Genomic DNA, 24,883 nt, shown 5'->3' on the forward strand with positions numbered 1-24,883 from the left:
ATGACTGCCTCCGCCGATTTCTGGTTCGACCCGGCCTGTCCCTGGGCCTGGATGACGTCTCGCTGGATGCTCGAGGTCGAGCAGGTCCGGGACGTGAAGACGACCTGGCACGTGATGAGCCTCGCCGTCCTGAACGAAGACCGCGAAGAGCACGACGCCAACTGGCTGCGCAAGCTCGGCATCGTCCGGGTCCTGATCGCGGCCGAGCAGGCGCACGGCAACGAGGTCCTCGGCCCGCTGTACACCGCGCTCGGCACCCGGATCCACAACCAGGGCCGCGGCACCAAGGACGAGGCCGTCCTGCCCGAGGCGCTCGCCGAGGCCGGTCTGCCGGCCGCCCTGATCGAGGCGAAGGACTCCGACCGGTACGACGACGCGCTGCGCAAGTCGCACCACGCCGGCATGGACCTGGTCGGGATGGAGGTCGGCACCCCGGTGATCTCGGTCGAGGGCACCGCCTTCTTCGGCCCGGTGGTCACCCCGGCCCCGAAGGGCGAGGCGGCCGGCAAGCTCTGGGACGGGGTCCGGCTGGTGGCCGGGACCGAGGGCTTCTTCGAGATCAAGCGGACCCGCGACCGCGGCCCGGTCTTCGACTGAACTGATCTTTCGGCCTGGCGTACAAGGGTTGAACTCAGCGGCCGGGCTGCGTGAGGGTGGCTCCCCGAGCAACGTTCGCCGACGGTGAGTGGGTGGCCTGTGAAGTTCCTGCGCAGTGGTCTGTCCGCGGTCCTGGCCGGGTCCGGAGTGATGTGGATGACGACGGCCGCGTCGGCCTCGACCGACGCGGCCGTCGTTCCGCCGGGCGTGACCGCCGGGGTCGTCGTCTTCGACCGGGAGACCGGTGAGTTCACCGAGCAGCTCAACCCGGATCTGCAGTTCCGGTCCGCATCCGTGGTGAAGCTGCTGATCGTGCTCGACTTCCTCTCCGACCGCGGCCCGCGGTACGACATCCCGGCGGCGGACAGGGCCCGGCTCGACGTGATGCTGCGGAGCAGCGACGACGATGCCGCGAGCTACTACTGGGAGGAACGGGGCGGCGGCGCGATCGTCGACCGGATGGTGGCGCGGCTCGGCCTGACCCACACGGAGCGTCCACCGGCCACGCATCCAGGATTCTGGGGATATGTCGCGATCACGGCGGCCGACACGGTGCGGATCTACCGGTACCTGCTCGAGCAGGCACCCGCGCCGGTCCGCGAGTACGTCCTCGGCAACCTCGGTCAGGCGACCCGCTGTGGGACCGACGGGTTCGACCAGTACTTCGGGATCGCGGCCGTGTTCGACCTGGCGTTCCGGGTCAAGCAGGGCTGGTCCGGATTCACGAACTCGGGCGGCTGCGCCTCGGCGACGCCCCGGGCGGCCGGGATCGACCTGACCAGCGAGGCCCTGCACACCACGGGCACCGTCGGGACCGACGACCGGACGATCGTTGCCGTGTACACCCTGCACCCGGACGGCACCGGGTACGGGAAGGCGTACTCCGACCTGACCAGGCTGACCCGGTCCCTCACCGTGCCCGGCGGGATCCGGGCCGAGGGGACGTGGGTGACGACGAGCGGTTCCGGGGTCCGGGTGCGCTCGGAGGCTTCCACCTCGAGCCAGGTGCTCGGCGTACTCCCGGCCGGGGTGGACGTACTCGTCTCGTGTCAGCGCAAGGGTGAGCTCGTGGAAGGGTCACCGCGGTCGAGCGAGTGGTGGGCGTACCTGCCGAAGTACGGCGGCTACGTGACGAACGTGTACGTCGGCTCCGGGTCCGACAAGCTGCCCGGCGTGCCGGACTGTCAGTGAGGGGTGGGAGACTGCCCCAATGCGAGTGCACATCGGCTCCGACCATGCCGGCTTCGAACTGAAGAACCACCTGGTCCAGCACCTCACGGCTGCCGGGCACGACGTCGTCGACCACGGCCCGGCCGTGTACGACGCGGTCGACGACTACCCGCCGTTCTGTCTGCGGACCGGCGAGGCGGTCGCGGCGGACGCGGACAGCCTCGGCATCGTGATCGGCGGCTCCGGCAACGGCGAGCAGATCGCCGCCAACAAGGTGAAGGGGGTCCGGGCCGCGCTGGCCTGGAGCACCGAGACCGCCAAGCTGGGCCGCGAGCACAACAACGCGAACGTGATCAGCGTCGGCGCCCGGATGCACTCCGAGGCCGAGGCGACCGGCTTCGTCGAGACGTTCCTGGCCACCGCCTACTCGGGCGAGGACCGGCACACCCGCCGGATCGACATGCTGGCCGGCTACGAGGAGACCGGCGAGCTGCCGCCGCTGCCGGAATCGTCCTGATCCCGCGGGCGTTTCCTCCGTTGCCGATCGGCCGGCTCGGGGCGTGGCCGGGAGACGTCCCGGGCGCGCATCGACCGGCCGGTCCCGACCACGGCCGGGGTCGGCGCACCCCGGCCCTTCCCGGCTCCTGAACCCGTAGTACCCACAAGAGGAATCATGCCCGAAGGTCACACCCTGCACCGGCTCGCGAACGACGTCTGGGACACGTTCGGCGGCCGGGTGGTCCGCGCGTCCAGTCCGCAAGGCCGGTTCCTGGACGGCGCCGCGCTGCTCGACGGCCGGGTGCTGCGGCAGACCGAGGCCCACGGCAAGCACTTCCTGGCCGAGTTCGAGGGCGCCGGCTGGCTGCACATCCACCTCGGCCTGATCGGCAAGGTCGACTTCGGGACCGCGCCGATCCCCGAGCCGGTCGGCCAGGTCCGGCTCCGGCTGCAGAACGACGCGGCGTACGCGGACCTGCGCGGAGCGACCGTGTGCGAGGTGCTGACCGACGGCGAACGCGAGGCGTTGATCGCGCGGCTCGGGCCGGACCCGCTGCGTGACGACGCGGATCCCGACCTGGCCTGGAAGCGGATCCAGCGCAGCAAGCTGCCGATCGGCCAGCTGCTGATGGACCAGGAGGTGCTCAGCGGCGTCGGCAACGTGTACCGGGCCGAGGTGCTGTTCCGCGCGAAGCTGCATCCGATGACGCCGGGCCACCTGGTCCGCAAACGCGAGTGGCAGGGCATGTGGACCGACCTGCTCGACCTGATGAAGTACGGCGTCGAGACCGGCCGGATCGACACCGTCACCGACGATCACACCCCCGAGGCGATGGGTCGCGATCCGCGCCGCGACGATCACGGTGGCGAGGTGTACGTGTACCGCCGGCAAGGGCAGCGGTGCCACGTCTGCGACTCGGTGATCCGGACCGAACTGCTGGCCGGACGCAACCTGTTCTGGTGCCCGAAGTGCCAGCGCACCGGCCTGACCCGCAAGCCGCCGGCGGCCAAGCCCGTCCGGAAGACGGCGGCCGGAACCGGTCGTCGCGGCGGGGCACGAAGGTCGTCGGACAAGAAGTCGTGACGACGTGATGCGCGGACCAGCGGGTGCCGTTATCTTCGTCTCACCATGAGTAGTAGCGGCATGATGGCTGGGCTGCGACGGGTCGGCCTGCGGGCCCGCTCGTGGCTGGGTCGTGCCCGCCGCGGTCTGGTCCGCCGGGCACATCGCTCGCATCCGCTGGCGATGATCCTGTTGCTGCTCTTCACCGTCGCGATCTGCGTCCTGTCGTGGGCGCTACCCGCCTACATACCCACCTCGGCGCTGATCATTCCCTTGTTGCTCGGGGGATTGCTCCTGCGGTTCCGGCAGATGCTCGTGGTGACGCTGGTCGCGCTGGTGCTCGGCGCGTACGTCGTGTCCGGGCGGGCCGCCGGCCTGCCGAAGGTCGGCTTCGTCGTCGTCCTCGGGCTGGCCGCGTGGATCGTGCTGGCCGGGTCCAAGGTGCGCAGCCGGCTGGGGGTCTCGGGCACCCGGGGCGAGTCGATGCTGATCGATCTGCGCGACCTGCTGACCGCGCAGGGCGACCTGCCCGACCTGCCGCCCGACTGGCTCGCCGAGTCGGCGATCCGGTCGGCCGGCCAGTCCAAGTTCTCCGGCGACTTCGTGGTCGCGGCGACCCGCGGCGACGACCAGGTCGAGGTCGCGCTGGTCGATGTCTCCGGCAAGGGAATCGATGCCGGAACCAGGGCGCTGCTCCTCGCCGGTGCGTTCGGCGGTCTGCTCGGGGTGGTCCCGGTGGCGGATTTCCTGCCGGCCGCGAACCAGTACCTGCGCCGCCAGGACTGGGACGACGACTTCGCCACCGTCGTCCATGTCGCGGTCAACCTGAGCACCGGCGAGTTCGAACTGCGGACCGCCGGTCATCCGCCCGCCATCCAGTTCGACGCGTGGTCCGGCCGGTGGGCCACCCGCGACAGCGACGGCCCTCTGCTCGGGCTGCTCGAGTCCCCGGAGTTCCAGGTGAACAAGGGCCAGCTCAAATCCGGGGACGCGCTGTTCCTCTACAGCGACGGCATGGTGGAGACGCCGATCCGCGACATCGGCCGCGGCACCGACCGGCTGGCCGGTCATGCCGAACGCCTGGTGTCACAGGGTTTCAAGGGCGCCGCGGCCGAACTGGTCCGCGAGATCGGTGGTCCCGGCGACGACAGCGCGATCGTGGTGATCCATCGCCGGGCCGCGCTCACCGAGTCGGCGCCGCCACCGGTCCCCGTCGCCAAGCCCGCTCCACGGCACCGTCGACGGCGCCGGCGGGCCGCTTTGGGCCGGACGAGCTGACCTCTCGTAACAGTTCGTCGGTTGGTCATCACAAGGCCTTGTGCGGGTGAATGGTGAATGTGGGAGCATGTCGCCGTGTCTGCGCCGCTCCGCACACCGTTCACTTGTCGCACGGCCCTCCACGGCATCGGTACTTCCCGGTTCTCGTCGGCGGCCGCGCTGTCCCCACCCCCCAGAAGCGGCCCTTGCGCGCGATCATCGCCGCGGTCCCCGTTCAGCTAGCAACGGCGAGGGGACGACCGGGCGCCCCGCGGTCTTCCTGTGGACACTCCCTCATCCGCACGACTCACTTTGACAAGGAATGGACATGACCACATCGGGTGTGCGCTCCCGGATCGCCGGCGCGGTTGCCGGGGCCGGTGCGCTTTCCCTGCTCCTCGGGGCGGCGGCGCTGGTCGCGGCGCCGGCGGCCTCCGCGGACCAGTCGGCCGCGACGAGCAAGGGCGGTAACCCGCCGGGCAACAACGGCACCGTGAAGATCGAAGGCGTCGACCTGCAGAGCGGTCCGCCGGACAACAACCCGCACCAGGGCTGCACGTTCGTCGTCGAGTTCTACAACTTCGACCAGGGCGACCTGAACGCCAAGGTCACCTTCGAGGACCAGGCGCCGACCGCGGACGCCGGTCTGCAGGTCGTCTCCGGTGACCTCACCCCCTTCATCGGCGGTGACCCGGCCGGCGGTGGCAACGACCTCGACGCCCGGGAGACGTACACGCTGAAGTTCAGCGGCGAGCCGCACCCGAAGCAGGGGTACCACGTCAAGCTCACCGTGAACGCTCCGGGTTCGATCGGCAACGACACCAAGCACAAGGTGTTCTGGGTCGAGGGCTGCACCACGACCACCCCGCCCACGACCCCGCCGACGACCGAGCCCACCTCGCCGTCCACGACGGAGCCCACGTCGCCTTCGACGACCGAGCCGACCTCGCCGTCCACGACGGAGCCCACGTCGCCTTCGACGACCGAGCCGACCTCGCCGTCCACGACGGAGCCCACGTCGCCTTCGACGACCGAGCCGACCTCGCCGTCCACGACGGAGCCGACCTCGCCGTCGACGACCGAGCCCACGTCGCCGTCGACCACGGAGCCGACCTCGCCGTCCACCACCGAGCCCACGTCGCCGTCGACCACGGAGCCGACCTCGCCGTCCACGACCGGGCCGACCTCGCCGTCCACCACCGAGCCGACGTCGGGAACGCCCACGTCCACGGCGACCGGCACCGCCGGCGTTCCGGGTCCGTCGGACTCCGACACGCCGACCGAAGGCGTACCGACCGAGGTCGACGCCGGTCTGGCCGGGGGCCGGACTGTTGCCGCGAGCAACAGCAACCCGCTCGGTACGGTCGGCACCGTGCTGATGGCCGCCGGTGGCGTGATGCTCGCCGCGGGTGCAGCCTTCACGCTGCGCCGTCGCGGGAAGCACAGCGTCTGAGGCACAACGCATGACCTCAGCTCGGCGTCGCGGACGACCCGCCCCACTGCGGTGGGGCGGGTTGCTCGCGGTCGCCGGGCTGCTGGTCGCGGGGATCGGCGCCGGCGTCCAGTTCGGCCGTGATCAGGCCGGCGCCTCGCCGACTCCCGGCCCGTCGGCGTCTCCGTCCGCCCGCCCCGGCGGACCGAAGGCGTTGCTCACCCCGCCGTCCGAGTCACCGGCCGAGAAGCCGGACCAGCCATCGGCGAGTTCGTCCGCGGGGACCAGGAAGGGCACCCCGGCAACGACGTCGGCCCGGCCCGGGCGTCCGACCCGGATCTCCCTTCCGCAGTTGGGCATCACGGCTCCGGTCGTCGGAATCAAGGCCGTCAACGGTCAGCTCATCCCACCCGCCGACGCGACGAAGGTCGGCTGGTGGTCGGGTGGCGCGCAGCCGGGTGCTGCCCGCGGCTCCGCGGTGATCACCGGCCATACGGTCCACAACGGTGGCGGCGCCTTCGACGACCTGGACCAGCTCCGCCCCGGGACCACCGTCACCGTGACGACGGCGCGCGGCACTCTGCGGTACCAGGTCACCAGCGTCACGACGTACCGGAAGCGTTCGCTGGCCGCGCATGCCGGGGAGTTGTTCGACCAGCAGGTCAAGGGCCGGCTCGTCCTGGTCACCTGTGAGGACTGGAACGGCCAGGTCTATCTCAGCAACGTGGTCGTGGTCGCCCGCCCGATGGCGTAATCTCCTGCGTCGTGGCGATCGATGGCGTGGAGAGCGCGGACCGGAGTGCGCCGGATGTGTCCTTCGAGGACCTGGTCGCGATGATGCCGGCCTCGGTGCGCGAGGTGTTCCCGCCGACCCGGTGGAAGCTCGGCCGGCTCTGGGCGCTGGACCTGCGGGTCGAACCGGTCGAGGTCGCGGACCTGGTCTGGCTGTTCGACCTGCCGCTGTGGCAACTGCACGGCGAACGGTTCAAGGTCACCCCGAACCAGGTCGCCGTCACGCCGATGAACTACCGCGACCACTACCAGCGGGTGATGGACGCCGATCTCGACTTCCCGATCCACCTGGTCGCGTACCGCGGCCGGCTGGTGGTGCTGGACGGGGTGCATCGGTTGCTCAAGGCCCACTTCCTCCGGCGCCGCTGGATCGAGGCGAAGATCGCTACCGCCGCGCAGTTGCAGGAGTGCGTCGGCCCCTGATCCCCCGGATCGGGCTCACACCGTTGCCGCGGCGATGACGCGGGTGAGGTTCTTGTGCAGGCTCTCCAGCTCGCCGATCGTCATGCCGAGCCGGTCGATGATGGCCGGCGGGATCTTCAGCGCCTCGGTCCGCAGCTCCCGGCCGGCCGGGGTCAGCTCGACCGCCAGCGACCGCTCGTCGCGCGGATCGCGGCGCCGGGTCACGTAGCCGGCCGACTCGAGCCGCTTGAGCAACGGGGACAGCGTGCCCGGGTCGAGCTGGAGCAGCCCGCTGAGCTGCTTGACCGACAGCGGTGACTCCTCCCACAACGCGAGCATCACCAGGTATTGCGGGTGGGTGAGCCCCATCGGGTCCAGCAACGGCCGGTACAGCGCGATCACGCTGCGGGAGGCGACCGCGAGCGCGAAGCAGACCTGACGGTCCAGCGCGAGCAGGTCCACCTCGTCGGACTGCGGCATAGATCTCTCCCTTCGGACGTTGACTACACTAACACTTGGTGCACAAACTATTGCCACACCAATCATGGGAGAGCGCGTGATGAGCGACAAGAACGAGGGCCTGAGCCTCGGCTACCGGATCCGCTGGCGGCTGACCTGGCTGCTCCTGCACGTCGCCGGCCCGGCCTCGCTGTCCGACGCCCAGGATCCACGCCGCCGGATGGAGCGCGAGCGGGCCGCCCGGGTGGCCCGGAACCAGCAGGCCCGCGCGGTCCGGGAGCAGGCTCCCACTGGTCGATGATGTGCAAGTAGCGAGTTGCACATTGCCCGCCCCCGATGACATGCTGGCCGGGTGATGCCGACCGAGGGGAGCGAGCCCATGATCGCCAGTGTCGAGCGCGAGGTGTACGTGCAGGCGCGACCTGATCAGGTCTGGAACGCGCTGACCCAGCCCGAGCAGCTCGCCCGGTGGTACGCGTTCGGTGGTGCCGAGCTCGAGCTACGACCCGGCGGCCGGCTGGTCCTGCGGTGGGACGAGCACGGGGAGTTCCGCGGGTTCGTGGAGAAGGTGGAGCCGGGACGACGGTTCGCCTATCGGTACGCGGTGGAGCCGGACGTCGATCCGGCGCCGGGGAACTCGAACCAGGTCGAGTTCACGCTCACCCCTGAAGGCGAGGGGACCCGGCTGACCGTGGTCGAGAGCGGCTTCGACCGGCTGGATCTTCCGGCACGGCAACGGGCCGAGCACGCGGCGAACGCTGAGCAGGGCTGGGACGGCGGCCTCGCTGAGCTCACCGTTCTCGCCAAGGAGCTGTGACGAACCGCCCCGACCCACCTCCGAGTGCTGCGACCGGGGACTCGGGGGAGACCGGCGCGGTGCTGGCCGCGTTGGCGGATCCGACCCGGCGGCAGGTGGTGGCGTTGCTGGCGGAGCGTGGCGCGGCCACGGCGACCTCGTTGGCGCGGGAACTGCCCGTCACCCGGCAGGCCGTCGTCCAGCATCTGGCCGTCCTCAAACAAGCGGGCGTCGTACGCAGTGAGAAGTCGGGCCGGGACGTACTGTTCGAGCTCGAGCCGGCCAGTCTGACCGGGGCCGCTCGCTGGATGGACGCCGTGGCCGCCCGCTGGGACCAGCGGCTCGCGACGCTCAAGGCGATGGTCGAACACGACGCGCGCGAGACAGCGGGGTGACATGTCAACGGTAGGATCGATGACATGTCATCCGAAACTGAGTACGCCCCCAGCCCGTCCGACTGGGTCCGCGAGGCCGTCGAGAAGATCGAGGCCGCGGGCACGACCGAACCGGCCGGCTTCAACGGGATGTCCGTCGTCCTGATGACGATGCGCGGCAACAAGTCCGGCAAGATCCGCAAGGTGCCGGTGATGCGCGTCGAGCACGACGGCGTGTACGTCGCGGTCGCCTCGCTCGGCGGCGCCCCGAAGCACCCGGTCTGGTACTACAACCTGAAGGCCGACCCGAACGTCACGGTCCAGGACGGCGCCGAGTCGGGGCAGTACGTCGCCCGCGAGATCGACGGCGAGGAGTACGACCTGTGGTGGAAGCGCTCGGTCGAGGCGTACCCGGACTACGCCGAGTACCAGCTGAAGACCAGCCGCAAGATCCCGCAGTTCCTGCTCGAGCCGGCCAAGTAGCAGGCTCCGGGGTGGTCACAGGTAGCTGAGCCACACCATCGTGCCGCCGGCGGTGACCTTGAAGGCACCGTCGGCGATCCACGAAGCCCGGTAGGGGATGGCCGGCACCAGCAGGCCGAGCCCCGCGTTGAGGATGCAGAGCAGGCCGCAGATCGGGCCGTGCGAGACGGCCAGGATCAGGAAGTGCACCCCGACCACCAACAGGATCCACAGCCAGAACTCGCGGGACTCGCGGTCCGGCACCTTCGCGATCACCAGGTTCACCAGCCCGACCTCGGCGACCACGCCGACACCGAACGCGATGTACTGGTAGATCGCCGGGTAGCCCAGCCCGTCGAAGACGGTCTTGGTGATCCCGCCCACCATCATCACCAGGACGGCCAGCGCGGCACCGGTGATCAGCCCCGGCAACAGCCACCGGCGACCGCCGATCCCGCCCACCACCAGGCCCAGACCGACCAGCACGAGCAGGGCTCCGCCGCCGCGCATCAAGGGAAAAGTCCGCGCCATCCCGGCGACGTCGGTGAAGAGATCCACCGCCGAAGGGTACGTGCTGCCAGGGTGCGCCCTGGTGCTGTGAGATTCTGGGGCCCGAGAAGTCCGGCGCAGCGCGTCGACCGAGTTCTGGGAGTCCCACTGACCACACACGACGCGGTGCGGGAACCGTTCGTCGGGTCGACGCGGCTGCGTCTGGCCGGACTGGCACTGCATGCCTATACCGCGAGCGGAACGGTGCTCGCGCTGCTGATCGTGATCGCCGCCATCGACGGCGACACCATCCGGGCGCTCTGGCTCGGCCTCGCCGCGCTGGTGATCGACGGAACCGACGGGATGCTGGCCCGCCGGCTGCGGGTGAAGGAAACCATCCCGTGGTTCGACGGCGCCATGCTGGACAACATCGTCGACTACCTGACCTACGCGTTCGCGCCGATCGTGCTGCTCTGGACCGGCGGCTACCTGCCGAACGGGACCTGGGGCGCCGTGCTGGCGGCGTTGCCGTTGCTTGCCTCCAGCTACCAGTTCTGCCGGACCGACGCGAAGACCGACGACCACTTCTTCCTCGGGTTCCCGAGCTACTGGAACGTGGTCGCCTTCTACGTGGTGATCCTCGGACTCGGCCCGGCCGCGACCGGCGTGATCCTGCTGACCTGCTCGGTGCTGGTCTTCGTCCCGGTGAAGTACGTGTACCCGTCGCGGACCAAGGCGTTCCGCTCGATGAACCTGCTCACCACTGCGATCTGGCTCGGGTCGTACGCCGTGCTGCTGGCGCAGATGCCCGACCCGAACCCGATCGTGGTCGCCGTCTCGCTCGCGTACCTGGTGTACTACGCGGCGCTCAGCCTCTATCTGACCTTCTGGGTGCCGCGGCGACGGGTCGCCTAGGTGGTACTGGGTCTCGGCGCCGCGCTCGGTGCGGCGGTGCTCTTCGGGATCGCCGCGATCCTGCAGGCGGTCGGCTCCCGCAAGGTCCCGACCGGGTCCGAGCTGGATCCGCGCCGGCTGGCCGGGTTCGTCGTCGCGTTGCTGAAGCAGCCCGCGTTCCTGGCCGCGCTGGTGCTCAACCTGGCCGGGTTCGGGCTGCACTTCGTCGCGCTCCGGCTGCTGCCGCTGTACCTCGCGCAGGCGGGGATCGCGGCCAGCCTGGTCGTCACCGCGTTGCTCGCGACCCGGTTGATGAGTGACCAGCTGTCCGCGATCGAGTGGTCGGCGGTGGTCGGAGTCTGCGTCGGGCTCGGTCTGCTCGCCGTCTCGGCCGGGCACGCGGGGGAGACCGCGCGGCACCACGGCCTGACCGTCGGGCTCATCGTCGGGCTGGTCGTGATCGGGGTGCTCGGTGGAATCGCCAGCCGCTCCGAACACGGCGGCGCCACCGCCGTCCTCGGTCTGCTGGCCGGGCTCGGCTATGCCGGCGTCGCGATCTCGGCGCGGCTGCTGGACGACGGCTCGATCGGCGCGTTGCTGGCCAGCCCGACGACGTACACGCTGCTGCTGAGCGGTGCGCTCGCCTTCGTCCTGTACTCGCTCGCCCTGCAACGCGGCTCGGTCACGCTCGCGACCACTCCGATGATCGCGCTGCAGACGATCACCCCGGCCGTGGTCGGCGTCCTCGTCCTCGACGACGCGGTCCGCGACGGCTGGTCCCTGGGGGCCGTGGGCGGTTTCGTACTGACCGCGATCGGCGCGCTGATCCTGGTTCGGTTCGAGTCGGTGAAGGATCCGGCTACCGAGTCGGCCACTTCCACGGCGGCTGGTCCAGAAGGCCCTGACCCTCGATAGCGGTCTGGCCGAACTCCTTCACCAGCTCGATCGGGTGCAGGTCCTCGGCCCCGACCTGCAACGCGGCGAGGAACGGCCGCGAGTGCGTGACCACGATGACCTGGGTGTCGGTCGCGGCGGTGACGACCAGATTCGCCAACGCGGGGAGCAGGTCCGGGTGCAGGCTCGTCTCCGGCTCGTTCAGGACCAGGAGCTCGGGCGGCCGCGGACTCAGCAACGCGGCGACCCAGAGCAGGTACCGCAGGGTCCCGTCCGACAGCTCGGCCCCGGAGAGCGGCCGGAGCAGCCCGTGCTGGTGGAACGCGAGCTCGAACCGGCCACCGTCGACCCGGATCTCCAGCCGGCTGCCGGGAAACGCGTGCTCGATCGCCTCGTGCAGGGCGCCCTTGTTCCCGATCTCGAGGATCGTCTGTAGCGCGGCAGCCACGTCGGCGCCTTCGGAGTCCAGCACGACGGTCCGGGTCCCGACCTGGGCCTGCCGAGCGGGTGCGGCCGCGTCCGTCCGGAGGTGGTCGTAGAACCGCCAGGACCGCATCCGCTCCCGGACTCGCAGCAACTCCGGCGCGCGGAGCGGATCGGCGAACTCGCTGAGCATGCTGTCGAACGGCTGCAGCGCGTGCCCGCCGTCCTCCCACTCACCGCTGTCGCTGCGGATCCGGACCGCCGAGCCGCGCCGATCCATCAGCAACGACGCGGGCCGGAAGAACGGGCCGGCCCACAACGCCTCCCGCTTGATCTCGGGATCGAGCGCGAACGCCCCGGCCGGCGGCGTCGGCAACCCGAAGTCCATCGCGTACCCGTAGTCGTCCGACGCGAACCCGAGCAGCAGACTCACCGGACCCGACCGCACCGTCCCTTGGACGCGATGCTCGCCCCGCCGTACCGCACTCCCCAGCTGCTCAGGCCCCGCCCACAAGGTCGACTGCAGCCCACCCTCCCGCGCCAGGGCCGAGACCGCACCGTTGCGCGAGGCATCGGCCAGCAACCGCAGAGCCTTGTACAGACTCGACTTCCCCGACCCGTTCGACCCGGTGACGACACTAAGCCGCCCCAACGGCATCACCACGCGCCGCAAGGACCGGTAGTTCTCCACCGCCACCGTCCGCAACATACGGCCAACCTAACGACACCCACCGACAACCCAACCCCGCCCGCCCAACTGCGGCACCCAACCCCGCCCGGCGCATCTGCGCCACCCCAACCCCCCGGCGCATCTGCGGCACCCAACCCCCGGCCGGCGCATCTGAGGGGTTAACCCCGGAAATGAAGGGATGGCCCACCGAAATTCGGTGGGCCATCCCTCGACCTCGGAGGTCAACCCCTGAGATGCGGCACTGGATCAGGCCAGCGAGTCCTCCCAGGCCTGGTGCAGGTCGGCGTAGTTGCCGCCGGTGGTGACGAGGGTCTGCGGGGCGCCGTCCTCGATGATGCGGCCGTGTTCGAGGACGATGACCCGGTCGGCGGTCTCGACGGTGGACAACCGGTGCGCGATCACGATCGCGGTCCGGTCGGCCAGGATGGTCCGGAGCGCGCGCTGGATCAGCCGCTCGCTCGGGATGTCCAGGCTGGACGTGGCCTCGTCGAGGATCAGTACCGCCGGGTCGGCGAGGAACGCGCGGGCGAACGCGACCAGCTGCCGCTGCCCCGCGGACAACCGGCTGCCGCGCTTCTCCACCTGGGTCTCGTAGCCCTCCGGGAGCCGGGTGATGAAGTCGTGGGCGCCGATCACCTTCGCCGCCTCGACCACCTCCTCCAGCGTCGCGTCCGGCTTGCCGAAGCGGATGTTGTCGGCGACCGTGCCGGTGAACAGGAAGTTCTCCTGCGTCACCATCACCACCCGCTCACGCAGGTCGTCCTCGGTCAGTTGCCGCAGGTCGATCCCGTCCAGCAGCAGCTGGCCACCGGTCGGGTCGTAGAACCGCGCCACCAGTTTGGCGATCGTGGTCTTGCCCGCACCCGTCGTCCCGACCAGGGCGAGCGTCTGCCCGGCCGGTACGTCCAGGTCCAGCCCCGGCAGGACCGGGACCCCGTCGACGTAGCGGAACTGCACGTTGCGCAGCTCCAGGTGCCCGCGGGCCTTCTTCGCCGGTTCGGCCGGCTCCTCCGGCTCGGCCACGTCCGGCTTCTCGTTGAGGACGCCGGACAGCTTCTCCAGCGCCGCGCTCGCGGACAGGAAGGTGTTGTAGAACTGCGAGATGTCCTGCAGCGGCTCGAAGAACTGCCGCAGGTACAGCAGGAACGCGGTCAGCACGCCGACCGTGACGTGGCCGTGGTACGCCTGGTACCCGCCGTAGAACAGGATCGCCACGATGGTGATGTTGCCGACGCCCTTGATCGACGGCATGAAGATCGCGTTCAGCCGGAACGACTCCAGGTTCGCCTCGCGGTACTTGTCGTTGACGCCGTGGAAGATCTCCTCGTTCCGCGGCTCCCGGCGGAACGCCTGCACCGCGCGGATCCCGGTCATCGACTCGACGAAGTGCACGATGACCAGGACGACGGTCTCCCGGGTCCGCCGGTAGACGACCGCCGACCGGCGCCGGAACCAGGCGGTGATCAGCAGCAGGACCGGGAACGACAGGAGGGCCAGCAGGCCGAGCTTGAGATCCAGCGTGAGCAGCAGGATCGACGTACCGATCAGTGTCAGCAGGGCCGTCACCAGGCCGTCGAACCCGTTCGCCAGCATCTCGTCGATGACGCCCACGTCGGACGTCATCCGCGAGATCACCCGGCCCGAGGTGTACTTGTCGTGGAACGACGGGCTGAGCCGCTGGAAGTGGTCGAACACCCGGCGGCGCAGCCCGAGCAGGATCGTCTGCCCGAGCCGCCCCGACCGCATCAGGAACACCTGCCGCGCGAACGCCTGCAGCAGCGCCATCGCGAACACGCCGATCACCACCGTGATCAGCGTGGTGGCGCCCTCCCCGGCGAGGATCGGCGGGATGCCGTTGTCGATGCCGAGGTGGACCAGGTACGGCACCGCGAGCCGGGCCGCGTTCTCGACCACGACGATCACGACCAGCAGCCAGATCATCTTGTGGTACGGGCGGAGCAGCTCGCCGAGCAGTTTGCGCGAGTCCTCCTTCAACCGGATGGTCGTTGCCCTCGACAACTCCCGGTCGCCCTCGTCCTCGAACACCCCCCGCCAGGACTGCTCGGGATTCTTCTCCTCGTCCCGCTCGTCCTCGGCCGGAGGTGTCTGCTGGGTCGTCGTCATGCGTGCACCTCCTCTTCCTCGGCCGCGAGCAGCAGCCGGTACGCCGGGACTTCGGCGAGCAACTCCTGATGGGTACCGACGTGGGTGACCGTGCCGTTCTCCAGCAGCGCCACCTTGTCGGCCAGCATCACCGTGGACGCCCGGTGCGCGACCACGATGCCGGTCGTGTCGGCGAGTACGTTGCGCAGCGCCTCCTCGACCAGTGCTTCGGTGTGCACGTCCAGCGCCGACAGGGTGTCGTCGAGCACCAGGACGGCCGGGCGGGCGATCACCGCCCGGGCGAGCGCGAGCCGCTGCCGCTGACCGCCGGACAGCGACATGCCCTGCTCACCGACCCGGGTGTCCAGGCCCCAGGGCAGGTCGTTGGCGAACTGGGCCTGGGCTACCTGGAGCGCCTGCTGGACCTCGGCCTCGGTCGCGTCCGGCCGGCCGAGGGTGAGGTTCTCCCGGACGCTCATCGAGAACAGCGTCGGGTCGTCGAACGCGGACGCGACCGCGCTGCGCAGCGACGGCAGGGTGAGGTCGCGGATGTCGTGCCCATCGATCGTGATCCGGCCGGCGGTCACGTCGTACAGGCGGGGGACCAGCGAGGTGAGGGTGGTCTTGCCGGACCCCGTCGCCCCGACCAGGGCCAGCGTGGTCCCGGGCGTGAGGTCGAGGTTGACGTCGTGCAGCACCTCCGCGGTGTCGTCGGAGAACCGGAAGCCGACGTTCTCGAACCGCAGGTGGCCGCGCGGGTGCTCGAGCTCCTCCGGTCCGGATTGGATGGTGGACCAGGTGTCGAGGATCTCGCTGATCCGGTCCGCCGCGGTCATCGCCTCCTGCGCCATCGCCAGGATCGCGCCGAGCGAGGTGACCGGCCAGATCAGCGACAGCATCAGCGTGATGAAGGCGACCAGGGTGCCGAGGGTGATCGACTCCCGGCCGACCGCGAGCGCGCCGAGCAGCAGCACGATCACCAGGGTCAGGTTCGGGATCACGCCGAGGAAGCTCCAGAACCTCGACGCCAGCCGGACCTTCTCGACCTCGGTGCCGTACAACGTCTTGGCGCCGTCGTCGAACTGCTGCTGGACGTGCTGACGGCGGCCGAACGCCTTGATCACCCGGAACCCGAGCGCGGACTCCTCGATCTGGGTGGCCAGGTCGCCCTGCTGGTCCTGGACGGTGCGGGAGATGACCAGGTACTTGCGCTCGAACTTCAGCGACACCGTGATGATCGGTACCGCGGCCAGCAGGACGACGATGCCGAGCGGCCAGTACAGCTGCAGCAGCAGGATCGTGACGACGACCAGCTGGAGGATGTTCATCACCAGGAACAGCAGGCCGAAGCCCATGAACCGGCGGATGGTGGACAGGTCGGTGGTGACCCGGGACAGCAGCTGGCCACTCTGCCAGCGGGTGTGGAACTCCATCGGCAGCGACTGCAGCCGGACGTACAGGTCGTGCCGGAGGGTGGCCTCCAGGTCGCTGACGGTGCGGGACTGGGCCCACCGGCGGGCCCAGACCAGGATGACCTCGGCGATGCTGAGGCCGAGGGCGAGGAGGGCGAGCGGGACCAGCAGGCTGAGCTCGCGGCGGGTGACCGGGCCGTCGATGATCGCTCGGGTGACGAGGGGGATGGAGAGGCTGACGCCGACGCCCAGCATGGCTGTCGTGAACATGATCGACAGCCGCCATTTGTGGGGCTTCAAATAGGGGCGCAACCGCCAGAGATTGCGGCTACGCTCGGGGGCTCGGCTGGAAGAGGACGCGATCGAGGGTTTCTGGACGCGTTGATCTGGGGGCATCTGGACGGGCGCACTTCCCAACATGCTCGGGAGTTGGAGGGCATGACCGGCCGACGAGCGGCAGACATGACCTGCGACCGGAAAACGGCGCGTCTTCCAGTATCGCGTAGAGGTAAGCGCTTGTCCTGCCCTTTCCATTCCCCGGTGAACAATTACAGCTTTGTGCAATGACCAAATCCGGTCCGGCGCGGTGACCGGGTTCACACTGATTACGAACCATGATCAGTCGGCGGCCGGAAATCAGGTGACAGGACAGCGATCCGCGCGGGATCCTGCTGGCCGAGGCAAGGGGAGAAGGGACTGGATGCAGGCTGCTGTCACCGTGACGCCGGGGTCGTTGCCCGAGGTGTTGCTGCACGTCGCGGTCGTCCGGCCGGTGTTCCTGTGGGGAGCGCCCGGGATCGGCAAGAGCAGTCTGGTGCGGTCGTTCGCCGAGTCGCTCGGCCTGGAGTGCGTCACGCTGCTCGGCACCCAGCTCGCGCCGGAGGACCTGATCGGCGTCCCGCAGCTGGTCGACGGCCGGAGCCGGTTCGCCCCGCCGACGAGCATCGCCCGCGACGAGCCGTACTGCCTGTTCCTGGACGAGCTGAACGCGTCCTCGGCCGAGGTGCAGAAGGCGTTCTACTCGCTCATCCTGGACCGCCGGATCGGGGAGTACGAGCTGCCCGAGGGCTCGGTCGTGATCGGCGCCGGGAACCGGGCCACCGACAACGCGCTGGCCCGTCCGATGGCGTCCGCCCTGGTCAACCGGCTGGTGCACGTCCACCTGCGGGCGTCGGCGTCCGACTGGATCCGCTGGGCCGGCGGCGCCGGGATCCACCCGTGGGTCCTGGAGTACCTGCGGAACCGGCCGGACCACCTGTGGGTCGCGCCGCCGAAGACGGAGGAGCCGTTCTCCTCGCCGCGGTCCTGGCACATGCTGTCCGACGCGCTGCACTCGTACGGTGACGGCATCGACGACGAGACCCTGCGGATCCTTGCCTTCGGGACGGTCACGGCCGCGCACGCGTCCACGTTCCGTGCCTACGTGAAGACGGTGCGCAACGCGTACGGGCTGGAGGCGGTGCTCAAGGGGGAGACCGGCTGGCCGGCCGCGCCCGAGGACCGCGACCTGCTGTACTTCCTGGCCGAGACGTTCCGGGCCCGGCTGGTCAAGGAGCTGCCCGCGGACAAGGCGTCCGGCAGTGCGGCCGCCCGGCAGCTGGCGCACCGCGGCAAGGCGCTGCTGGTCGAGCTGGCGGAGATCTCGCTCGAGGTCGCGCAGCTGGTGATCGCCTCGGACGACGACGGCCGCGCCGTCCTGCCGACCTGGTTCCTGGTCGAGGTCACCCGGGACCTGCCGCGGCTTGTCGCCGCCCGGAGCTGAGACCGTGGCCCGCCGGCGCCAGGCCAAGCAGCGGGACCCGGGCTGGGAGGCGATCACGGCCGGCTGGTCCGTGGTCGAGTCGCACCCGTTGTTCGGCCCGATGAGCCGGTACGACCCGGCCCGCAGCGACCTGGTCCCTGCTGACGGGTGGGCGATCGTGGACAGCTCGGGAATGATCCACGTCCACCGGACCCGCCGGGCGACGCCGGAGGAGTGGACGTGGGTGTTCGCGCACCTGCTCATCCACCTCGGGCTGGACCACACCGATCCGAACCGGCCCGACCCCGATCACGCGTCCGCGGCGGCCTGTTGCGTCGCGGTGAACCGGTTCCTCACGACGTTGAAGCTCGGTCGCCCGGTGGTCGAACTCCCGGTCGTCCTGCCCGAGACCGACGAGGACGAGCTGGTCCGGCGGTGGCGGTCGGACACCGTACCGGAGGAGTACGCGCGAGGTGGGGTCGCCGGGGGAGCGAGCGACATCCTCCTGAAGCGGATCTGGGGTCGTCCGATGAACTGGACGGACCGGTTCGCCGCGGGACTTTCCGCTGCGGCGACGGCGGCCGTGGACGTCGCTGGTGGAGCGCGGTCCTCACTGACCGACACGGGGGAGCGGACCGAGGTATGGACGGGCGCGCTCGGGTGGTTCGTGGCGTCGTACCCGCTGCTGGGCGCGCTGGCCGCGTCGATGAAGGTGGTCGCGAACGTCGAGCTGGCCCGGAACTGGGACATCCAGGTGGCCGCGGTGAACGCGGCAGCCGGCGAGATCTACGTGAACCCACTGGCCGGACTCACGTCGGCGGAGTGGCGGTTCGTGATGGCGCACGAGATGCTGCACGCCGCACTGCGCCACGGGGACCGCGTGGCCTGGCGGGACCCGTACCTGTGGAACGTGGCCGCGGACCTGGTGATCAACGGCTGGCTGCTGGAGATGGGTGTCGGGGTGATGCCCGACGGCGCGCTGCACGATCCGGAGCTGAAGGGGCTGTCGGCGGAAGCGGTGTACGACCGGATCGCCAAGGACCTGCGCCGCTACCGCAAGCTGGCGACCATGCGCGGTGTGGGGCTCGGTGACGTCCTCGGTGAGCCGCTGCCGCATCCGGGGGAGGGTGTGCGTGGTGCGGGGCTCGACGACATCTACCGTCGCGCGCTGACCACGGGACTCGCGTACCACGATTCCAGCCGCGGCCTGCTGCCCGCGGGACTTGTCGCGGAGATCCGCGCCCTGGAACACCCTCCGCTCGCTTGGGACGCGGAGTTGGCCCGCTGGTTCGAGGAGTACGTACCGTCCGCGACGCCCACTCGGACGTACGCCCGCGCCTCACGCAGGCAGGCGAGTACGCCCGACATCCCGCGACCGGCCTGGGTCCGCCCGCTCGCGCTGGAGCGGCTCCCGACGTACGGGGTGGTGCTGGACACGTCCGGCTCGATGGACCACAAGCTCCTCGGCAAGGCGCTCGGCGCGATCGCGTCGTACTCCCGCGCCCGCGACGTCCCCGCCGCCCGCGTCGTGTACTGCGACGCGGCCGCCTACGACGCGGGGTACGTCCTGGTGGACGACATCGCGGGCCGCGTCCATATTCGCGGGCGCGGCGGCACCGTCCTCCACCCGGCATCGACCTGCTGGAACGCGCCCCCGACTTCCCACCCGACGGCCCGATCCTGGTCATCACCGACGGCGAGTGCGACGTGGTCCGCATCCGGCGGCCGCATGCCTGGCTGGTATCCCGCGGAGCGACCCTGCCCTTCACCCCGAGGGGTCCGGTCTTCCGCGTGAGCTGACTACGGGTGCGCCTTGCGCCGTCCGAACAGGAAGTAGGCGATCGGCACCAGGCCCATCGAGTTCACCAACCCGACGCTGATAGCCCAAACCCCACGAGACCCCCGAACCTCGCCGGCCGACCGCCGCTTCAGATCCACCAGCGCGATCAGCCGAAGCACCCCGTCAACAGCCCCACCAGCCACAGCAAGCTTCTGCTCCTGCGGACTCAACTCACCCCAAGCCTTCCGCCCCATACCCCCTCCAACCCCCGGAAACTGATCTCCCCACAGTCTGCCCGCGTCCGCCAGTTCGCACCATCCACCATCTGCTCGACCACCGCGCGAATGGTTACCGTGAGCAGTAACTCGTCCGTGTGATTCTGCTGAAGGAGTGCTTCATGGCGGTTGAGGATCGGTCCGCTCGTAAGGTTGTCGCCGGGTATTTCCTGTCGCTCGACGGAGTGGCCGAGGCTCCGGATCGGTTTCTCACCGGGTGGGACGAGGAGACGGACGCCAGCGGGGCCGAGCTCATCGCCAGTCAGGACACGGTGATTCTCGGTCGGCGTACCTACGACGAATGGGCCGGATTCTGGCCGACCAGCGAGATCGAGCCTTTCGCGTCCTTCGTCAACGCCGCACCGAAGTAGGTCGCCACGTCCACGCCGCTCGACCAGGAATGGGCCAACTCGACCGTGATCGACGGCGACCTGGTCGGCTTCGTCCGGAAGCTGAAGGACCAGCCGGGCGGCGACGTCGGGATCCACGGCAGCATCTCGGTCACTCGTACGCTGCTGGCCGCCGGCCTGGTCGACGAACTCCGGCTCGTCATCGCCCCGACGATCGCCGCGAACGGGAAACGCCTGTTCGACGAGTTGCCGCCCATCCAGCTGGAAACGATCCGCGGTACCACCTCACCGAGCGGCCACCTCCTCGTCACCTACCGCGTTGGCCGACCTACCAGCTAACGCTTCTCGGCACGCAGACCCAGCACCCACGGCACCGGCTCGCTCCGCGGCTCCACGGTCCGTGTGATCACCAGGCCCGCCTCGGCAAACGCGTTGAGCAACTCGGCCAGCGGTACATGCCGCATCCCAAGCCGCTGCCGAATCCCGCCGACACCCCACCAAGGCGCCGGCGGATGCCAACCGACTCTGCGGTACGTCGGATGAACGATGCGCCCCTCATCGGCCCGACCCTCGGTATGCGGCCCGTTGAAGCACGGGTGAGCACCGTAGAACACCACGACCCCACCCGGCCGCAGTACGCGAGCCGCCTCACCCAGGACAGCGGCGAAGTCGTCGACATCGGTGGAGAGCCACAGGGCCGCGACCGTGGAGAAGACGCCGTCGGCAAACGGCAGTACGGCGGCGTCGCCCTGAATCAGCACCTCACCACGCCCGGCACGTCCCCGGGCAAGCCGCAGCTGATCCGCGGAGTACTCAAGCCCGACGACGGTACGCCCGGTACTCCGCAAGGTTTGCAAATTCTGCCCAGTCCCACACCCAAGATCCAGACAAAGCCCACCACCCGACCCCAACAAATCCACCAACGGCTCCCGATTGGCCTCGGCCGCACCCGCATTAGCCTCGTCATACCAATCAGCCAACCCGTCATAACGAGCAACCGTCATCAAGCACCTCCTCCGCGCCCCATTCTGGCGGGATCAAATGGACGTCATGGCGCTTGGTGGAGTCGCGGGCCACGACGCGCTACGTGTCGTAGTGGAGGCCGTCCCAGGGTTCGTAGTACGCGATGAAGTCTCCTGGTTCGATGTTGATCGAGTAGACGCCTTCGAACTCGCTGCCCAGCCAGCCGAAGGTCACGCCGCTGACCCTCCTCGGTGAACGGCTCGACCTCGATCGGCTCCAGCACGTGCTTCCCGAGTTCGGCCAGGCGCGCGGCGACGAGGTCATCCGCGCCGGCCGAGGCAGCCTGACCCGGAGGTACGCCCCTGGTGCGTCCTACCTCGTCGACCTTGACCTCGTCGTACGTCCCGTCGGCCTTCCAGAGGAACAGCCCGACATAGCCAGATTCGTCGCTGAACAGTTCGTCACTGAGGAAGAACTTCCGCCCGTCCTCGGCGGTACCGGCGTACGGCACGTGATAGTCGTCCGGAATGATCGTGAAACGCTCAGGTGATTGGCTCACGGCGCACAAACTAAGTCTCCATCCGCGATCGTGTCACTGCCGGCTACGTGTTGTCCGGGACGGATCGAGGGTCGCTCGGGCCAGCCGCATCTGGCGCTCTACGTCCGCGAGCGCTGTGGTCTTGCGCCGGTAGCGGGTCTTGCCGCTGCCGGACCGATAGACGCGGATCGTCCAGCCGCCGCGGAACACGATCAGATGGGTGAGCCAGTTGAGAAGCCATGCGAGTGGATACAGGATCAGCTCGGCGATATCGCCAGTACCCGACGAGTAGTTCCAGTCGATGAATCCGGATCGCCGCAGATCGACCTCGACCAGGCAGTCCGTCGCGATCGGTGAGTCCATCTGGTCATCGTCGCTGACGCGGGTGGCACGTCGAGGCCCTGGACTTGGTCCCCGGCGTGACGAAGGCCCGCGGCCTCGGGCTTCTGTGACCAGTTCAATCGAGCGGCGGGCGGTGCAGCACCTCGACGAAGGCGATGCGTTCATCGACCACGTCGAGGATCAGATGGCCATTCCATCCCGGTTGGTCATCCTCGGGGTACCAGTTGCGGTGCCGGTCCGCGGGGTAGGCCCCGTTGGGCGCCGGTTGGGTGTAGAAGCTCTGACAGAAGTCGTCGTCGCAGCTGCACATTTCGAGGATGAGCAGCCCGTCTACCTGACTCGCCAGGCCGGCCTCGTCGTCGCGGACGAGCGCCTCTCTGAGCTGCCGGCCGAGCTTCGGCCACCGATCGACGAGCCTGGGCGGATCTAGTTCCATCTGCGGAGGTTACGACCCGCAGTTGCGGCTAGGAGGATGACGCCGCCCAACACCCCCTGAGCGGCTAATGGCACGCGGTCGGTCGGTGGCCCGCTTCGACGGAAGGCGCAGGCTCGAGGTCGTCGAATTGGATTGCACAGATGGTTAACACGACCGGAGACTCGGCTGCATGTCTTCCGAGGAGGTTCAACTCGTTGAGTTCGACGACGGAGCCTTGCCGCCTTTACTGAAGTATCAGGTTCTGTCTTTTCTCCGGATCGTCTGGCCTGATGGCTTCACAGGCAGCCTCCGGCATCGAGACTGGATCACGAATCCGGAATACGACCCGCACCACATGCTGTACATCGCCGGTGACCTCGTCGTCAGTCACCTAGAGGTTGTGCATCGTGACGTGACGCCTGAAGGCGTGACATACAGGGCCTACGCTCCCACTAGTGTGCTCACCTTTCCGCCCTTCCGCCGCGAGGGCTGGGCAGGCAAGCTTGTGGAGAAGGCGAGTCGCTGGATTGAGGAAAGCGATGCGGACCTGGGTCTCATCTGCTGTGAGCCGGAAAGCCAAGGGTTCTACGCCAGGAATTCCGGCTGGGACCCTGTACCTGAGGCGAGGATCGTCGTCGGCGATGACAAAACCCGCGCCGAGCTGACGCCTCAGGTACTCCTTGCATGCTTCTTGACGGAGAAGTCACAGCAGCATCGGGAAACATTTGGACAAGCTCCGCTGTGGCTCAAGGACGAGTTGTAGACGCAAGCCCGATACCCCAGGCCTGCCGCCTCTGCCTGATAGCTGGAAGGCGACGACGGGGACCCGGTGCTGACCGGCCAGTCGCACGCTGATCGCACGAGGCGGGGGGAGCGCCTCAGGTAAGGGAAAGGCCCAGGATGGAGGATCGTGCCTCTGGGCAGTTTCAAGGGGTCGTTGCAACACCGCCTTGGTTTCTAGGTGGTGAGTAGATCACGCAAGCGCTCGGCTGGGGTGTCCCAGTCGAGCGTTTTGCGTGGTCGGGCGTTGAGTTCTTGGGCGACGTGTTCGAGGTCTGCGGGTCCGTGGACGGACAGGTCGGTGCCTTTGGGGAAGTACTGGCGGAGCAGTCCGTTGGTGTTTTCGTTGGTGCCGCGCTGCCAGGGTGAGTGTGGGTCACAGAAGTAGACGGCGATGTCGGTGGCGATGGTGAACTGCTTGTGGCGGGCCATCTCGCTGCCCTGGTCCCAGGTCAGCGAGCCGCGCAGGTGTTCGGGCAGGGTCTGCATCGTCGCGATGAGGCCGTCACGGACCTGTTCGGCGTCGTGGCCGCCGGGCAGGTGGACCAGCATCGTGTAGCGGGTGGCGCGTTCGACCAGGGTCGCGATCGCGGACTGGTTGTTCTCGCCCATGATCAGGTCGCCTTCCCAGTGGCCGGGGACCGCGCGGTCCTCGGCCTCGGCCGGCCGTTCGGAGATCATGATCATCTCGTCGACGAACCGGTGCCGGCGTTGCCCGGGCTGTCGTTGGGGTTGGCGGCGGGTCCGGCCGGTGCGCAGCGCGGTCTGGACTTCGCGTTTGAGGCCGCCGCGGGCCTGGAAGTACAGCGCTTGGTAGATCGTTTCGTGGCTCACGCGCATGCTCTCGTCATCGGGGAAGTCTTTGACGAGCCTGTTCGAGATCTGCTCCGGTGACAACTTCCGTTCCAGGCCCAGCTCGACCCGGTCACGCAGCGCGGCGTCGGTAACCAGCTTCGAGGCCTTGGGCCGGGCCCGGGCCGCCGCAGCGTCACGGTGGGCCTGGTACGGCAGGTAAAGCCCTTCGATGCTGTGTGCACGGACCTCACGAGAGACCGTGGACTTGTTCTTACCGATGCCGGCCGCGATCGCGGTGAGGGTGAGCTTGTTGATCAACCCGTCGGCAATCGCCAGCCGTTCATCCAGGCACAGGTAACGGTCACTGATCACAACCTCAGCTGGTCCGGTCATGGAAGTCAGATACCGGGCAGCGGCGCCGGAGTCCACGACCCGCCCGCCGGGATGGATCCGCGTGTTGTTCACCTTGCGGACTCCGCGACACCAATCCAGCCCGGTGCGCCGGTTCACGCCCACCTCCCGGGCCGCGCGCGTGATCGACCATCCCGACTCGATCAACCCGGTGAACCGCGCCCTCGCCTGCACTTTGCCCCTCACAGCCGTCACCGCGGGCACCAGCCCGGCCGCGACCAGGATCCGCCGGGCAGTGCCATGACTCACCCCGCAGGCGATCGCAGCACGGTTGATGCTCGCGGA

29 protein-coding genes and 1 pseudogene are annotated in these 24,883 nt (G+C 69.1%); 20 read left to right on the forward strand and 10 right to left on the reverse strand.

Going from position 1 to position 24,883, the window contains the following annotated elements:
• The 8 genes from FB561_RS19165 (at position 1) to FB561_RS19200 (ending at position 7,232) form a co-directional block, all read left to right on the forward strand.
• On the forward strand, positions 1 to 597 hold the full coding sequence (locus FB561_RS19165) for a mycothiol-dependent nitroreductase Rv2466c family protein (protein ID WP_145808532.1): 597 nt from the start codon (positions 1 to 3) through the stop codon (positions 595 to 597).
• Positions 598 to 681: 84 nt separating this feature from the next.
• Positions 682 to 1,788 carry a serine hydrolase gene (locus FB561_RS19170; RefSeq protein ID WP_238334906.1) on the forward strand — a complete coding sequence of 369 codons (1,107 nt, stop codon included), beginning with the start codon at positions 682 to 684 and terminating at the stop codon, positions 1,786 to 1,788.
• 19 nt (positions 1,789 to 1,807) lie between these two features.
• Positions 1,808 to 2,284 carry a ribose-5-phosphate isomerase gene (locus FB561_RS19175; protein ID WP_145808534.1) on the forward strand — a complete coding sequence of 159 codons (477 nt, stop codon included), beginning with the start codon at positions 1,808 to 1,810 and terminating at the stop codon, positions 2,282 to 2,284.
• Positions 2,285 to 2,440: 156 nt separating this feature from the next.
• A complete protein-coding gene (locus tag FB561_RS19180) occupies positions 2,441 to 3,349 on the forward strand; it encodes an Fpg/Nei family DNA glycosylase (protein ID WP_238334907.1) in 909 nt (302 codons plus the stop codon).
• A 45-nt stretch (positions 3,350 to 3,394) separates the two neighbouring features.
• Entirely contained in the window at positions 3,395 to 4,606 is a 1,212-nt protein-coding gene (locus tag FB561_RS19185) for a PP2C family protein-serine/threonine phosphatase (protein WP_145808536.1), read from the forward strand.
• Positions 4,607 to 4,913: 307 nt separating this feature from the next.
• A complete protein-coding gene (locus tag FB561_RS19190) occupies positions 4,914 to 6,038 on the forward strand; it encodes a hypothetical protein (RefSeq protein ID WP_145808538.1) in 1,125 nt (374 codons plus the stop codon).
• A 10-nt stretch (positions 6,039 to 6,048) separates the two neighbouring features.
• Complete coding sequence (locus tag FB561_RS19195; RefSeq protein ID WP_145808540.1) at positions 6,049 to 6,771, forward strand: class F sortase; 723 nt, start codon at positions 6,049 to 6,051, stop codon at positions 6,769 to 6,771.
• A gap of 11 nt (positions 6,772 to 6,782) precedes the next feature.
• The gene (locus tag FB561_RS19200) at positions 6,783 to 7,232 is read left to right on the forward strand and encodes a hypothetical protein (RefSeq protein WP_238334908.1); all 450 of its coding nucleotides are present in this window, start codon (positions 6,783 to 6,785) and stop codon (positions 7,230 to 7,232) included.
• Positions 7,233 to 7,247: 15 nt separating this feature from the next.
• Here the strand turns inward: FB561_RS19200 and FB561_RS19205 are convergent, their stop codons facing one another.
• Positions 7,248 to 7,691: a MarR family winged helix-turn-helix transcriptional regulator gene (locus FB561_RS19205; protein WP_145808542.1), complete on the reverse strand. Its 444-nt coding sequence runs from the start codon at positions 7,689 to 7,691 to the stop codon at positions 7,248 to 7,250.
• 79 nt (positions 7,692 to 7,770) lie between these two features.
• Between FB561_RS19205 and FB561_RS19210 the strand changes: the two genes are divergently transcribed.
• The 4 genes from FB561_RS19210 (at position 7,771) to FB561_RS19225 (ending at position 9,323) form a co-directional block, all read left to right on the forward strand.
• Complete coding sequence (locus tag FB561_RS19210) at positions 7,771 to 7,971, forward strand: hypothetical protein (protein WP_145808544.1); 201 nt, start codon at positions 7,771 to 7,773, stop codon at positions 7,969 to 7,971.
• A gap of 78 nt (positions 7,972 to 8,049) precedes the next feature.
• The gene (locus tag FB561_RS19215) at positions 8,050 to 8,487 is read left to right on the forward strand and encodes an SRPBCC domain-containing protein (RefSeq protein WP_145808546.1); all 438 of its coding nucleotides are present in this window, start codon (positions 8,050 to 8,052) and stop codon (positions 8,485 to 8,487) included.
• Positions 8,484 to 8,861 carry an ArsR/SmtB family transcription factor gene (locus FB561_RS19220; protein ID WP_170284712.1) on the forward strand — a complete coding sequence of 126 codons (378 nt, stop codon included), beginning with the start codon at positions 8,484 to 8,486 and terminating at the stop codon, positions 8,859 to 8,861. The genes FB561_RS19215 and FB561_RS19220 overlap by 4 nt, the downstream gene beginning before the upstream one ends.
• A gap of 24 nt (positions 8,862 to 8,885) precedes the next feature.
• Positions 8,886 to 9,323 (forward strand): nitroreductase family deazaflavin-dependent oxidoreductase, encoded by a 438-nt coding sequence (locus FB561_RS19225; RefSeq protein ID WP_145808548.1) that lies wholly within the window; start codon positions 8,886 to 8,888, stop codon positions 9,321 to 9,323.
• Between the two features lie 15 nt (positions 9,324 to 9,338).
• Here the strand turns inward: FB561_RS19225 and FB561_RS19230 are convergent, their stop codons facing one another.
• Positions 9,339 to 9,860, reverse strand: coding sequence for a DUF6609 family protein (locus FB561_RS19230; RefSeq protein ID WP_145808551.1), 522 nt, complete (start codon positions 9,858 to 9,860; stop codon positions 9,339 to 9,341).
• Between the two features lie 117 nt (positions 9,861 to 9,977).
• Here FB561_RS19230 and FB561_RS19235 point away from each other — a divergent pair, with 117 nt between their 5' ends.
• Positions 9,978 to 10,706, forward strand: coding sequence for a CDP-alcohol phosphatidyltransferase family protein (locus FB561_RS19235; protein ID WP_145808553.1), 729 nt, complete (start codon positions 9,978 to 9,980; stop codon positions 10,704 to 10,706).
• Positions 10,707 to 11,600 (forward strand): DMT family protein, encoded by an 894-nt coding sequence (locus FB561_RS19240; RefSeq protein WP_145808556.1) that lies wholly within the window; start codon positions 10,707 to 10,709, stop codon positions 11,598 to 11,600. It abuts the gene before it with no gap.
• Here the strand turns inward: FB561_RS19240 and FB561_RS19245 are convergent.
• The 3 genes from FB561_RS19245 to FB561_RS19255 form a co-directional block, all read right to left on the reverse strand.
• Positions 11,545 to 12,711, reverse strand: coding sequence for an AAA family ATPase (locus FB561_RS19245; protein ID WP_145808558.1), 1,167 nt, complete (start codon positions 12,709 to 12,711; stop codon positions 11,545 to 11,547). The genes FB561_RS19240 and FB561_RS19245 overlap by 56 nt on opposite strands.
• 228 nt (positions 12,712 to 12,939) lie before the next feature.
• A complete protein-coding gene (locus FB561_RS19250; protein WP_145808560.1) occupies positions 12,940 to 14,817 on the reverse strand; it encodes an ABC transporter ATP-binding protein in 1,878 nt (625 codons plus the stop codon).
• Positions 14,814 to 16,478, reverse strand: a complete 1,665-nt coding sequence (locus FB561_RS19255; protein WP_238334909.1) for an ABC transporter ATP-binding protein — start codon at positions 16,476 to 16,478, stop codon at positions 14,814 to 14,816. Before FB561_RS19255 ends, FB561_RS19250 begins: the two co-directional genes overlap by 4 nt.
• Positions 16,479 to 16,908: 430 nt before the next feature.
• On the opposite strand from FB561_RS19255, the gene FB561_RS19260 reads away from it, so the two are divergent.
• Positions 16,909 to 17,970 (forward strand): AAA family ATPase, encoded by a 1,062-nt coding sequence (locus FB561_RS19260; protein ID WP_145808564.1) that lies wholly within the window; start codon positions 16,909 to 16,911, stop codon positions 17,968 to 17,970.
• A 4-nt stretch (positions 17,971 to 17,974) separates the two neighbouring features.
• Entirely contained in the window at positions 17,975 to 19,744 is a 1,770-nt protein-coding gene (locus tag FB561_RS19265) for a vWA domain-containing protein (protein WP_202880670.1), read from the forward strand.
• Between the two features lie 5 nt (positions 19,745 to 19,749).
• Here FB561_RS19265 and FB561_RS19270 read toward each other — a convergent pair whose 3' ends face one another.
• Positions 19,750 to 19,983 (reverse strand): hypothetical protein, encoded by a 234-nt coding sequence (locus tag FB561_RS19270; protein WP_145808566.1) that lies wholly within the window; start codon positions 19,981 to 19,983, stop codon positions 19,750 to 19,752.
• 143 nt (positions 19,984 to 20,126) lie between these two features.
• Between FB561_RS19270 and FB561_RS38260 the strand changes: the two genes are divergently transcribed.
• Together FB561_RS38260 and FB561_RS38265 are read left to right on the forward strand one after the other, a co-directional pair.
• Complete coding sequence (locus FB561_RS38260) at positions 20,127 to 20,375, forward strand: dihydrofolate reductase family protein (RefSeq protein ID WP_202880671.1); 249 nt, start codon at positions 20,127 to 20,129, stop codon at positions 20,373 to 20,375.
• 24 nt (positions 20,376 to 20,399) lie between these two features.
• Positions 20,400 to 20,693: pseudogene (locus tag FB561_RS38265) on the forward strand (dihydrofolate reductase family protein); the annotation flags it as partial.
• Here the strand turns inward: FB561_RS38265 and FB561_RS19280 are convergent.
• Entirely contained in the window at positions 20,690 to 21,358 is a 669-nt protein-coding gene (locus FB561_RS19280) for a class I SAM-dependent methyltransferase (RefSeq protein WP_145808568.1), read from the reverse strand. The pseudogene FB561_RS38265 and the gene FB561_RS19280 sit on opposite strands and share 4 nt — an antisense overlap.
• 242 nt (positions 21,359 to 21,600) lie before the next feature.
• Between FB561_RS19280 and FB561_RS19285 the strand changes: the two genes are divergently transcribed.
• The gene (locus FB561_RS19285) at positions 21,601 to 21,867 is read left to right on the forward strand and encodes a hypothetical protein (protein WP_145808570.1); all 267 of its coding nucleotides are present in this window, start codon (positions 21,601 to 21,603) and stop codon (positions 21,865 to 21,867) included.
• A 42-nt stretch (positions 21,868 to 21,909) separates the two neighbouring features.
• Here FB561_RS19285 and FB561_RS19290 read toward each other — a convergent pair whose 3' ends face one another.
• Together FB561_RS19290 and FB561_RS19295 are read right to left on the reverse strand one after the other, a co-directional pair.
• A complete protein-coding gene (locus tag FB561_RS19290; RefSeq protein WP_145808572.1) occupies positions 21,910 to 22,218 on the reverse strand; it encodes a hypothetical protein in 309 nt (102 codons plus the stop codon).
• A gap of 94 nt (positions 22,219 to 22,312) precedes the next feature.
• On the reverse strand, positions 22,313 to 22,633 hold the full coding sequence (locus FB561_RS19295; RefSeq protein WP_145808574.1) for a hypothetical protein: 321 nt from the start codon (positions 22,631 to 22,633) through the stop codon (positions 22,313 to 22,315).
• A 169-nt stretch (positions 22,634 to 22,802) separates the two neighbouring features.
• Between FB561_RS19295 and FB561_RS19300 the strand changes: the two genes are divergently transcribed.
• The gene (locus FB561_RS19300; RefSeq protein WP_145808576.1) at positions 22,803 to 23,375 is read left to right on the forward strand and encodes a GNAT family protein; all 573 of its coding nucleotides are present in this window, start codon (positions 22,803 to 22,805) and stop codon (positions 23,373 to 23,375) included.
• A gap of 194 nt (positions 23,376 to 23,569) precedes the next feature.
• Here the strand turns inward: FB561_RS19300 and FB561_RS19305 are convergent, their stop codons facing one another.
• Complete coding sequence (locus tag FB561_RS19305; RefSeq protein WP_420371353.1) at positions 23,570 to 24,742, reverse strand: IS30 family transposase; 1,173 nt, start codon at positions 24,740 to 24,742, stop codon at positions 23,570 to 23,572.
• Positions 24,743 to 24,883 lie beyond the last annotated feature (141 nt).

The sequence above is a fragment of the Kribbella amoyensis genome (genome assembly GCF_007828865.1).
Taxonomy (GTDB): Bacteria; Actinomycetota; Actinomycetes; order Propionibacteriales; family Kribbellaceae; genus Kribbella; species Kribbella amoyensis.

Excerpts from the sequence above, each read along its gene's own strand:
- FB561_RS38260 (WP_202880671.1), top strand. The coding sequence starts at position 20,127 with ATGGCGGTTGAGGATCGGTCCGCTCGTAAGGTTGTCGCCGGGTATTTC.
- FB561_RS19295 (WP_145808574.1), bottom strand. The coding sequence starts at position 22,633 with ATGGAACTAGATCCGCCCAGGCTCGTCGATCGGTGGCCGAAGCTCGGC.
- FB561_RS19205 (WP_145808542.1), bottom strand. The coding sequence starts at position 7,691 with ATGCCGCAGTCCGACGAGGTGGACCTGCTCGCGCTGGACCGTCAGGTC.
- FB561_RS19185 (WP_145808536.1), top strand. The coding sequence starts at position 3,395 with ATGAGTAGTAGCGGCATGATGGCTGGGCTGCGACGGGTCGGCCTGCGG.
- FB561_RS19260 (WP_145808564.1), top strand. The coding sequence starts at position 16,909 with ATGCAGGCTGCTGTCACCGTGACGCCGGGGTCGTTGCCCGAGGTGTTG.
- FB561_RS19300 (WP_145808576.1), top strand. The coding sequence starts at position 22,803 with ATGTCTTCCGAGGAGGTTCAACTCGTTGAGTTCGACGACGGAGCCTTG.
- FB561_RS19250 (WP_145808560.1), bottom strand. The coding sequence starts at position 14,817 with ATGACGACGACCCAGCAGACACCTCCGGCCGAGGACGAGCGGGACGAG.
- FB561_RS19180 (WP_238334907.1), top strand. The coding sequence starts at position 2,441 with ATGCCCGAAGGTCACACCCTGCACCGGCTCGCGAACGACGTCTGGGAC.
- FB561_RS19245 (WP_145808558.1), bottom strand. The coding sequence starts at position 12,711 with ATGTTGCGGACGGTGGCGGTGGAGAACTACCGGTCCTTGCGGCGCGTG.
- FB561_RS19255 (WP_238334909.1), bottom strand. The coding sequence starts at position 16,478 with ATGTTCACGACAGCCATGCTGGGCGTCGGCGTCAGCCTCTCCATCCCC.
- FB561_RS19165 (WP_145808532.1), top strand. The coding sequence starts at position 1 with ATGACTGCCTCCGCCGATTTCTGGTTCGACCCGGCCTGTCCCTGGGCC.
- FB561_RS19210 (WP_145808544.1), top strand. The coding sequence starts at position 7,771 with ATGAGCGACAAGAACGAGGGCCTGAGCCTCGGCTACCGGATCCGCTGG.
- FB561_RS19215 (WP_145808546.1), top strand. The coding sequence starts at position 8,050 with ATGATCGCCAGTGTCGAGCGCGAGGTGTACGTGCAGGCGCGACCTGAT.
- FB561_RS19290 (WP_145808572.1), bottom strand. The coding sequence starts at position 22,218 with ATGGACTCACCGATCGCGACGGACTGCCTGGTCGAGGTCGATCTGCGG.
- FB561_RS19190 (WP_145808538.1), top strand. The coding sequence starts at position 4,914 with ATGACCACATCGGGTGTGCGCTCCCGGATCGCCGGCGCGGTTGCCGGG.
- FB561_RS19225 (WP_145808548.1), top strand. The coding sequence starts at position 8,886 with ATGTCATCCGAAACTGAGTACGCCCCCAGCCCGTCCGACTGGGTCCGC.
- FB561_RS19280 (WP_145808568.1), bottom strand. The coding sequence starts at position 21,358 with ATGACGGTTGCTCGTTATGACGGGTTGGCTGATTGGTATGACGAGGCT.
- FB561_RS19195 (WP_145808540.1), top strand. The coding sequence starts at position 6,049 with ATGACCTCAGCTCGGCGTCGCGGACGACCCGCCCCACTGCGGTGGGGC.
- FB561_RS19270 (WP_145808566.1), bottom strand. The coding sequence starts at position 19,983 with ATGGGGCGGAAGGCTTGGGGTGAGTTGAGTCCGCAGGAGCAGAAGCTT.
- FB561_RS19175 (WP_145808534.1), top strand. The coding sequence starts at position 1,808 with ATGCGAGTGCACATCGGCTCCGACCATGCCGGCTTCGAACTGAAGAAC.